The organism is Microvirga soli (genome assembly GCF_016734765.1).
Taxonomy (GTDB): Bacteria; Pseudomonadota; Alphaproteobacteria; order Rhizobiales; family Beijerinckiaceae; genus Microvirga; species Microvirga soli.
In genome coordinates, this window is the sequence record NZ_JAERQE010000005.1 from 178408 (window position 1) to 187427 (window position 9020).

At 65.9% G+C, this 9020-nt stretch carries 11 protein-coding genes; all 11 read right to left on the bottom strand.

The genetic code is table 11. From position 1 onward, the window contains the following. On the bottom strand, positions 1 to 1983 hold the full coding sequence (locus JKL45_RS07555; RefSeq protein ID WP_201860499.1) for a heme lyase CcmF/NrfE family subunit: 1983 nt from the start codon (positions 1981 to 1983) through the stop codon (positions 1 to 3). A 15-nt stretch (positions 1984 to 1998) separates the two neighbouring features. After that, positions 1999 to 2457, bottom strand: coding sequence for a cytochrome c maturation protein CcmE (ccmE, locus tag JKL45_RS07560; protein WP_201860500.1), 459 nt, complete (start codon positions 2455 to 2457; stop codon positions 1999 to 2001). Next, positions 2454 to 3554 (bottom strand): c-type cytochrome biogenesis protein CcmI, encoded by a 1101-nt coding sequence (ccmI, locus tag JKL45_RS07565; RefSeq protein WP_201860501.1) that lies wholly within the window; start codon positions 3552 to 3554, stop codon positions 2454 to 2456. Before ccmI ends, ccmE begins: the two co-directional genes overlap by 4 nt. 65 nt (positions 3555 to 3619) lie before the next feature. Further along, positions 3620 to 5017, bottom strand: coding sequence for a sensor histidine kinase (locus JKL45_RS07570; RefSeq protein ID WP_312896922.1), 1398 nt, complete (start codon positions 5015 to 5017; stop codon positions 3620 to 3622). Further along, entirely contained in the window at positions 5014 to 5706 is a 693-nt protein-coding gene (locus JKL45_RS07575) for a response regulator transcription factor (protein WP_201860502.1), read from the bottom strand. Before JKL45_RS07575 ends, JKL45_RS07570 begins: the two co-directional genes overlap by 4 nt. A gap of 13 nt (positions 5707 to 5719) precedes the next feature. After that, positions 5720 to 6034 (bottom strand): PepSY domain-containing protein, encoded by a 315-nt coding sequence (locus JKL45_RS07580; RefSeq protein WP_201860503.1) that lies wholly within the window; start codon positions 6032 to 6034, stop codon positions 5720 to 5722. An 83-nt stretch (positions 6035 to 6117) separates the two neighbouring features. Next, positions 6118 to 6339: a hypothetical protein gene (locus JKL45_RS07585; protein WP_201860504.1), complete on the bottom strand. Its 222-nt coding sequence runs from the start codon at positions 6337 to 6339 to the stop codon at positions 6118 to 6120. A 1-nt stretch (position 6340) separates the two neighbouring features. Further along, the gene (locus JKL45_RS07590) at positions 6341 to 6883 is read right to left on the bottom strand and encodes a glycoside hydrolase family 108 protein (protein ID WP_201860505.1); all 543 of its coding nucleotides are present in this window, start codon (positions 6881 to 6883) and stop codon (positions 6341 to 6343) included. An 8-nt stretch (positions 6884 to 6891) separates the two neighbouring features. Beyond that, positions 6892 to 7158, bottom strand: a complete 267-nt coding sequence (locus JKL45_RS07595; RefSeq protein ID WP_201860506.1) for a hypothetical protein — start codon at positions 7156 to 7158, stop codon at positions 6892 to 6894. 270 nt (positions 7159 to 7428) lie between these two features. Further along, entirely contained in the window at positions 7429 to 8430 is a 1002-nt protein-coding gene (locus JKL45_RS07600) for a DUF2793 domain-containing protein (protein WP_201860507.1), read from the bottom strand. A gap of 281 nt (positions 8431 to 8711) precedes the next feature. Further along, on the bottom strand, positions 8712 to 9020 hold a 309-nt coding region (locus JKL45_RS07605), incomplete at its 5' end, for a hypothetical protein (protein ID WP_210345705.1).

Here is a 9020-nt window from a genome sequence, read left to right on the forward strand (position 1 = left end):
CTACTCCGCGGGAACCGCATGAGGCGGTATCGCCTTGGCGGGAACCGGGGCGCCGATGCGCAGGCGCCTGTCGGTGAGCGATATGCCGCCGCCGATCGCCATCACGAGCGAACCGATCCAGATTAGCAGAACGAGCGGCTTGTGGTAGAGCCTGACTCCGATGGATCCGTCGGGCTGCGCATCGCCGATGCTGGCATAGACCTGACCGAGGCCGATGGTCAGGATCCCGGCCTCCGTGGTCGGCATGCCGCGGGTTACGTAGAGCCGTTTCATGGTTTCAATCGTCCCAAGCTCTCGGCCGGAACCAAACACAGTCAGGACAGCCGCTTCCTCGCGGTAATTGGCCTCGACGCGCGGGATCACCCGCTCGAGCCGCACCTCGTAGTCGCCGCCCTTCAAGCGCTCGCCAACTTTAAGACTGCCGATGGCCTCGATGCCCCAGGCGGTGGCTGCGATGCCGATGACGGTAAGGCCCACGCCCGCATGGGCAATGGCCGTGCCCCAGGCCGAGCGTGGCAGGCCTCGGGCTTTACGCCAGGCCGCCGCCAAAGGCGTGCCCTTCGACCAGGCGCGGGTCACGATCTCGTTGAGCGAGCCGAGCACCAGGTAGAGCCCAAGCCCGATGCCGAGAGGCGCCAAAACGGGGCCGCCATAGGTGAAGGCGAACATCACCACCGTCGCCAGGAGCGAGATGCCGAACACCGCATAGAGGCGCTGAGCCGTGCCGAGGAAGTTGCCGCGCTTCCAGGCCAGCGTCTGCCCGAGAGGCAGCAGCAGTAGAAGCGGCACGATCAGCGGCAGGAAGGTGAAGTTGAAGAATGGCGCGCCGACCGAGATCTTCTCAGCCGTCAGCACCTCAAGCGCCAGCGGGTAGAGCGTGCCGATGAACACGGTGGCGCACGCGGTGGCGAGGAACAGGTTGTTGACGACCAACGCACCCTCGCGGGAGACCGGCGCGAACAGGCCGCCCTGCTTGAGCATCGGTGCGCGCCAGGCGAAGAGCGCGAGCGAGCCGCCGACAAACAGGATGAGAATGCCAAGGATGAAGGTGCCGCGCTCGGGGTCCACCGCGAAAGAATGGACGGAGGTGAGCACGCCTGAGCGCACAAGGAATGTGCCGAGCAGAGACAGCGAAAAGGTCAGGATGGCGAGCAGGATCGTCCACACTTTGAGCGCATCGCGCTTTTCCATCACGACGGTGGAATGCACGAGCGCCGTGCCGGCGAGCCACGGCATGAGCGAGGCGTTCTCCACCGGATCCCAGAACCACCAACCGCCCCAGCCGAGTTCGTAATAGGCCCAGTAGGAGCCCATGGCGATGCCCAGCGTCAGGAACGCCCAGGCGCCGAGCGTCCAGGGCCGCACGATCCTGGCCCAGACCGCATCGATGCGCCCGTCGATGAGCGCCGCACAGGCGAAGGCGAACGAGATCGAGAAGCCCACATAGCCGATGTAGAGGAGCGGCGGATGGATCGCCAGCCCGGGATCCTGCAGCAGCGGGTTGAGATCCTGTCCCTCGAGCGCTGCCGGAACCACGCGTGTGAAGGGATTGGACGTGGTGAGGATGAAGAGCAGGAACGCGATGGTGACGGCGGCCTGCACCCCAAGCGTGTTTGCCTGCAGCCGCATGGGGATGCTGTTGCGGGAGACCGCGACCACCGCGCCGAACAAGGCGAGGATCAGCACCCAGAGCAGCATGGAGCCCTCGTGGTTTCCCCACACGCCGGAGATCTTGTAGATCAGCGGCTTCGCCGAGTGCGAGTTCTGCACCACGTTGAGAACCGAGAAGTCGGAGTTCAGATAGGCGAAGGTCAGGGCCAGGAACGAGAAGGCGATGCAGGCGAAGACCGCCAGCGCGCTCGTCGGCGCCACGGCCATCAGCACGGGATCGTTGGCGCGCGCGCCCCAGAGCGGCACGAGGAACTGGATCAGCGACAGGCCTAGGGCAAGCGCGAGTGCGAAATGTCCGGCCTCGACCAACACGACGGCTCTCCCTTGCTATTGCGTTTTGGGCGCGGCATTGGCCTCGCCCTGCCAATGGCCCTGCTTTTTAAGCGTATCGGCCACCTCGCGTGGCATGTAATTCTCGTCGTGCTTGGCGAGAACCGAGTCGGCGCGGAAAACGCCAGGGCTCTCCAGAATGCCCTCGGCCACAATCCCCTGCCCTTCGCGGAACAGGTCCGGCAGCAGGCCCTTGTAGTTCACCTTGACCGCGGCCTCGGCATCCATGACCTCGAAGGTGATCTGCTGGTCGGCGCCGCGCTGCACTGAGCCTTCCTTGACGAGGCCGCCGAGCCGGATGCGCGTTCCGGGCTGCACGCCCTTCGCCTGGATGTCGGCCGGCGAGTTGAAGAACACGATCGTGTCGTTCATGGCATAGAGCACGAGCCCGAGCGCGACCGCAAGGACGCATCCGGCAACTCCGATGAGGGTCAGGCGGCGTTGTTTTCTCGTCATGGCTGAGCGTCGGTGAGTTTCAGTTCCTGGGCCATCGTGTCGATGGTCTTCAAGCCTTGGGCATCCTGCGCCAAGGCCTCGCGCGCGCGTTTGGCCGCATCACTGGCCTTGTCGCGCTGCCCCAGCACGGCATAGGAGCGCATAAGCCGCGCCCATTCCTCGGCTGTGCCGCCCTGGGCTTCGAGGCGGCTCGCAAGCCCCGCCACCATGCCGGCGATGGCCTCCGGGCCGATCTGCGGCTCTGCGACTGACGCGGACTCGGGTGCGCCGAGCGCCGCCAGCTCCTGCCTCACCGAATCCGTCCACGGCGCATCGGCCGGCGAGGAAGCCAGAAGCTGCTGAAGGATGGTCTTGGCCTTGTCGGTCTGCCCGTCCTGCACGGCCGCGCGGGCGAGATAGAACTGGGCCTTGGGCGCGCTCGGGTCGAGCTTGATCGCCTGCTCGAAGGCAGCTTGCGCCTCCGCCGAGATCAATCCGTCCTTGGCGAGCACCAGGACCTCGCCGTAATTGGCGAAGCGGGCGGCATCGGGCGCCTGATGGCGGATGGCGGATTCATAGGCCTTCACCGCATCCTCAATGCGGCCCATGCGCAGATAGACCGGAGCGATCACCTCCCAGCCGCGCCCGTCCTGCGGGTTCTTGGCGAGGTGCGCTTCGATCTCGGCCACGGCGCCGAGCAGATTGCTGCTGCCCGCCTGCTGTGGCTGCATGCGTGCGCCGGGCGGCTCGCTCAGCAATTGGGGCGAGCCGTAGATCTCGTAGGTCGCGAGCGCGAGGAGTGGGATGATCGACAGGGCAAGGGTCGATGCGGCGCGACGGCGGCGCAGGGCCGGTTCGCCCACAGCCGCGAAGGCTTCGTCGGCCTGCATGCCCGTGGCGCGCAGCAACCGGCGGCCGGCTTCGGCCTTGGCGGCTTCCGCCTCGCTCGGCAGGAGCACGCCGCGGGCCAGATCCCGCTCGATCTCGGCGATCTGCTCGCGATAGAACTGCGTGTCCGGATTGGCCTGGCGTCCGACGGCATAATGGCGCGACAGCGGCCATAACACCGCCATCACGGCCGCCGCCGTCATTGCCAGAAGAACGATCCAGATCACCATAAAGTCCTATTTACTCCGTGTCCTCCTCAAGCACGACGGTGGCACGGTGTCACGCGTAATTCTCCTTAAGAGGAGCTCCTGTCCCCCGGGAGTTCCAGGATCGCGCGCAAGCCCCCCATGGGGGAGGCATCGAGCTGGAGCGAGCCCCGGTAGAGGGCCGCCAGGTCGCTGACGATGGAGAGGCCGAGGCCCGAGCCGGGCTTGGTCTCGTCGAGCCTTCGGCCGCGCTTGAGCATCTCTGTCCGGGCGGCCTCGGGCAGTCCCGGCCCGTCATCGTCGATGAGCAGGCGAAAGCGCGGCCGGTCGTCATCGCGGACGATCTCAGTGGCCACCACGACCTTGCGCGCGGCCCATTTAGCCGCGTTATCGATGAGGTTGCCGGCCATCTCCTCGAGATCCTGCTTCTCGCCGCGGAAGCGCAGGTCCGGCGGGATCGCGAGTTCCACCTCCAAGTCCTTGTCGCGGTAGATCTTCGCGAAGGTGCGCGCCAACCCGGCGATCACCGGCTCGGTTTCCGTCAGCGTCCCGAGCGTACCGGCAAGCGCCGCCGCACGGGCGCGGTCGAGATAATAGTTGACCTGATCGCGCATGAGAGCGGCCTGCTCGCGGATTCTGGCAGCCACCTCCTCGGGGGCGTTCTCGGCCTCGTTCGTGATGATGCTGAGCGGCGTCTTGAGCGCGTGCGCGAGGTTGCCCACCTGCGTGCGGGCCCGCTCCAGGATCTCGCGGTTGGTATCGAGCAGCAGGTTCAGCTCGCTGGCGAGCGGAGAGATGTCGCGCGGATACTCGCCCGCGATGCGCTCCGCCTCCCCCTGCCGGATGGCGCCGAGCGCACTGCGGAGATTCGACAGGGGCCTGAGGCCGAAGCGGATCTGCAGCAGCGTGGTGAAGCCAAGCGCCAGCCCAAGCAGCGCGAAGGTGACGGTGAGCGCGAAGATGAAGTCGCGCACGGCTCCTTCGATCTCATCGGCGGGCCCGGCCACGCGGATGATGTAACGTCCGTCCTCACCCAGATCGATGTCGCGTTCGATGACGCGTAGGGATCGGTCGTCCGGTGCCCGCCCGTAGCCACGGCGGATCTGCCCGAAGCGGTCGTCGCCGGTGGCCAGGGTTGGCAGTTGCGCGCCGAAGAGCGATTTCGAGGAACGGATCTCGGCCGCCGCCGCATTGGGCCGCGCCACCTGCCAGTACCAGCCCGACAGGGGCAGCTCGAACCGGGGATCGCCGATGGGGCCGAGATCTCGGTCGGGATCGCCCGGCCCGACGAGGTTGGAGGCCAGCGTGTTGGCATAGACCAGAAGCCGCTGGTCGAAGGCCCGCTCCGTGTTGTCCCGGTAGAGGGTCGACAGGATGAGCCCCGCGATCAGCAGGATCACGAAGCTCCAGAACACCGAGGAAACTGCCAGACGGACCGCGATGGGCCGGCTGGCGAAACGTTTCACGAGCGGTGACAGGCCGGTCACGTCTTGGTCTGGGCCTGGGTCGTCTGGGCCTGGCTCGCGTCAAGGAGATAGCCCAGTCCCCGGACGGTCTGGATGATGTCGACGCCGAGCTTCTTGCGAAGCCTGCCGATGAAGACCTCAATCGTGTTGGAATCCCGGTCGAAGTCTTGGTCGTAGAGGTGCTCGGTCAGCTCGCCCCGCGAAACGATGCGGCCCATATGGTGCATGAGATAGGACAGAAGCCGGTACTCGTGCGAGGTCAGCTTCACCGGGTTGCCGTCCACGGCCACGCGGCCGGAGCGGGTGTCGAGCTTCACCGGCCCGCAGGAAATCTCGCTCGTGGCATGGCCGGCCGAGCGGCGCAGCAGGGCGCGCACGCGGGCGAGCAGCTCCTCCATGTGGAAGGGTTTCGTTACGTAATCGTCGGCGCCAGCATCGAAGCCCTGCACCTTGTCGCTCCAGCGGTCGCGGGCGGTCAGGATGATGACCGGAGTCTTGCGGCCCTCGCGGCGCCAGGCGGTGAGCACGGAAACGCCGTCCACCTTCGGCAGGCCGAGGTCGAGGATGATGGCGTCGTAGGGCTCGGTGTCCCCGAGGAACTGCCCCTCCTCGCCGTCCATGGCGGTGTCCACCGCGTAGCCTGCCTGTTCAAGGGCAGTCACGATCTGCTTATTGAGGGTTTTGTCGTCCTCGACCACGAGTAGGCGCACGGTTCTGACTTCCCTATTTCACCGATCTTACGCGCCCGGAGGAGCCGTCGATCATCACTTGCACGATGCGACCGTCCTTTTGCAAGGCCATGATCACATAGACAAGAGCATCGCTGTTGCGGCAGAGGCTCGCCCGAACCACGTCGGCGCCCGGCACCTGGCGGCGAGCCGTCATCACGGCGGAGGCCGGGGTGACGACGCCTTTCGAGGCCACGGCTTCCTGCATCTCACGGGGTGGAAGGCAGTTCCCGATGGCTGCCGACGCGCTTTGCGCATAGGCCGCCCCCATCGCCCCCCACAACGCTATGACCAGACAAACCAGACGCATGAAGTGACCATGCCTTTGCCGCACTGAACGAATTCTGAATGTAACTAGGGTCCATGGCGGAAGGATAAACCGCCCCTATCCCCTTAAAATTCCTTGCCGTTCAGGATCTGCTTCGTGGCGACGATCCGGAACAGGGTCGAGGCGATGAAGCTGCCAGCAGCGATGATCTGGAGCAGCGCCTCCTCGACGGCGCCGGTGGCGAGCGCCGACCCGTCGAAGCCGAACAGCCCGAGGACGAGGGCCGCAAGCCCGATCAGGTTGGACCAGACAGTGCGGCTGGCCAGAATGGTCTTGGTATCGAACATGTCAAACGCTCCTGGAGTGAGGGGTGGGTGAAGAAGCAAGCCGCAGAGCCCCCTGCTCGACGGCGAGAACCCGCCTGCGCCAACCGCGCCCGAAGACGGGCCACGTGGCGAGGCGGCCGAGAAAGCCGAGGCGCGCGCGGGTGAGACGGCGGATTGTATCCGTAGGGTCGGCCTGCCAGGCGGCCTTCAGGGTTACCGGCCCGACGATCCCATCAGCCGCGATCCCGAGAACGGCCTGCAGCATGCGCACAGCCCGGACGGGCCCTGAATTCACGGCAAGGTCGAAGACGGCGAGATCCAGCCCCGGCGGCAGCTCGTCGCCGCGCACCGCATCCCAGTAGAGTGCCCGATAGACGGCGACGGCTTCCGCGCGGGTTAGCGCCCGCACGTCTTCAATGGTGACGGGACGCTCCCGCACCCGGGACAGGGTTTTCCGCGTGATCCCGAACTTGGTCGCTCCGCCTGGGTCCTTGGCATGATGCACGAAGCCTCCCTCGTGCTGCAGAACCAGTTCGACCGCATGGTGAAAGCGCGATGCGCTCACAGACGAACTCACAGTTCGGCCTCGAGCGCGATGAACGCATCCGACCCGAGATGAAGATTGCCGACGCCACCGGCCGCAGCCGAGAACGTGGAACCGGCACGGAACCGCAGCACGAGACACGAGGCGCTCGGGGGCGCTGCGCTCGTCACCGTCAAGGCGCCCGTGAGAGCCGACCAGACCGCGCTGCTGTTGCTGAAAAAGCCGACCTGATTGCCCACGGGCGGTGCATTCACCCACGCAAACCCGCTGGTGAGAAGCGTGGGATCGGCCCGCATGGGCACCGGGAAGGCGCACACCGCATCGATGATGTTCAGGCTGACGCGCTGCGCGACATATCCGAGAATTCCCGGTGCTCCGCCGGTCGTGGCGAGGCGCTGGAAGAAGCGGCGGCAGCGCTGCTCCTCGATGTCGAGGGGCGGCGCACGCCAGGGCGTTGCCTGAGCGCCGACTTCCAGCTTGATAGTGCGGAAGGAGCAGGCCGCATTTGGGGACAGACGCAGCGTGATGTTGCCGGCCTCCCCGCCGTCGAGGGTGACGCTCGCCGCCTAACGGCCGGAGCCTGCCGGGATCGTGGCTGCTTTCGAGCCGATGGAAACCGGCAGCGGCGTGGAAGGGTTCTCCACCGAGAGGGTCAGCGTTGCCCCTGCAAGATTGGCTGCGCCGAACTCGGCCGCCGCCTGTGCGTCATCGATCACCTGCTCGATGGCGCCCAGAAGCGTGATCGTGCCGTCAGCTGCGCGCGTGACGGTGCAGCCGCCTGGTCCTCCCCTCCAGCGGTCGAAGCCGAAGACGCCCTCGCCCAGCGCCCCACCGGCGAACCGGCGCTGGTTCACGCTGAAGGCGGCATTGATCAGCAGGTTTGTGCCCGGCACATTGGTGAGGCCTGAGGGGAACGACGCGATGCCGGTCCGCCGGTCGATCACGAGCGCATCGTGCCACAGGCTTCCGTCGGGGGAGACGCGGATTGAAAAATCGTCATTGCCGATGAGGCCCGTTTCCGCGCGCCCGCTGAATCCGCGCTGGTAGAGCTGCGAGAGAACGTTCGCTTCAGCGCCCTTGTTGAGCACGAAGCGCAGGTCGCCGCTCCCGCCCTCCTCGACTGTGAGCGCCGCAAAGAGCGCTGCGTTGAGCTTCGCGGACAACCTGTTCAGGGCATCCGCATTCGTGCCCAGCCCAAGCCGCTCCAGGTTGTGGATCTCGTCGGGAATGGCCCCGAAGGTCTTCCATTCGCTTCCGTTGAAGACCACAACCAGGTCCTCGTTCTCCACATAAGCGCGCCATCCGGGGCGCGGCGCGAAGAAGCGCCAGAGGCCGAGGTCGAACAGGGCAATCTGCCCCTCGTGGCCGGCGAAAGCCCCGGTGGCATTCGCCCCGATCAGGAAGCGGTCACCCTCCTCGGGCGCGGCTGGTGGCGCATTGCGATTGCGTTCTTTCACAGACAGCTGCACGAGCGCATCGAGGGCGGCGAGCGCCTCGTTGTGGGTGACATGCTTTTGCGCCTGCGCGGCAGCGATGAGCGGCAGGGCGAGATGAGGCGTCGATGTCATGAAATGTTGGCTCTGAAAAAGAAATGAAGAAAGGTCGCGGCTTACGCGCGATGACAGCACCCCTCGCACGTCATCACCGGCCTTGTGCCGGTGATCCCGATCAATGGAACGGCAGAGCCTCACCGCATCGGGATGGCCGGGACAGGCCATGACGGTGCGGGTGTCATTCCCGGCCGGAGATGGCACAGCCATCGGAGGGCAGGGGAATCCAGCTTACACACGCAGCGCTATGGATCCCCTTCCCTCCGCTGCGCGCCCATTCGGGAATGACAACCGGTCGATTAACCTACGCCAATGACGACATGCCGTTCGAAGCCGCGTCCCGCAGCGGCGCTCAACTGCGCGACGCGAACGGACAGTGTGGATTGAAGGCTGCCGAAATCCGCAAGTTCCTGGGCATTGGCATAGAGGATGGAAGGCTGCGGGCTTGAGAGCGTTCTAACGATCCCGCCATTGTTGACGACATCGACCTCGTAGGCCTCCGCATCCTCGGACAGTGTTGGGGTGGACGGCCCCCTTACGGCATCGCTGTGCCAGAATGAGGCCGTGAGAGGCTCAAACACAGGAGACCGTCCGTGGACCAGATTATC

Coding starts and splice junctions, on each gene's coding strand:
- JKL45_RS07595 (WP_201860506.1), bottom strand. CDS start 7,158: ATGCGGGCCGATCCCACGCTTCTCACCAGCGGGTTTGCGTGGGTGAAT.
- ccmI (WP_201860501.1), bottom strand. CDS start 3,554: ATGGTGATCTGGATCGTTCTTCTGGCAATGACGGCGGCGGCCGTGATG.
- JKL45_RS07580 (WP_201860503.1), bottom strand. CDS start 6,034: ATGCGTCTGGTTTGTCTGGTCATAGCGTTGTGGGGGGCGATGGGGGCG.
- JKL45_RS07585 (WP_201860504.1), bottom strand. CDS start 6,339: ATGTTCGATACCAAGACCATTCTGGCCAGCCGCACTGTCTGGTCCAAC.
- JKL45_RS07600 (WP_201860507.1), bottom strand. CDS start 8,430: ATGACATCGACGCCTCATCTCGCCCTGCCGCTCATCGCTGCCGCGCAG.
- ccmE (WP_201860500.1), bottom strand. CDS start 2,457: ATGACGAGAAAACAACGCCGCCTGACCCTCATCGGAGTTGCCGGATGC.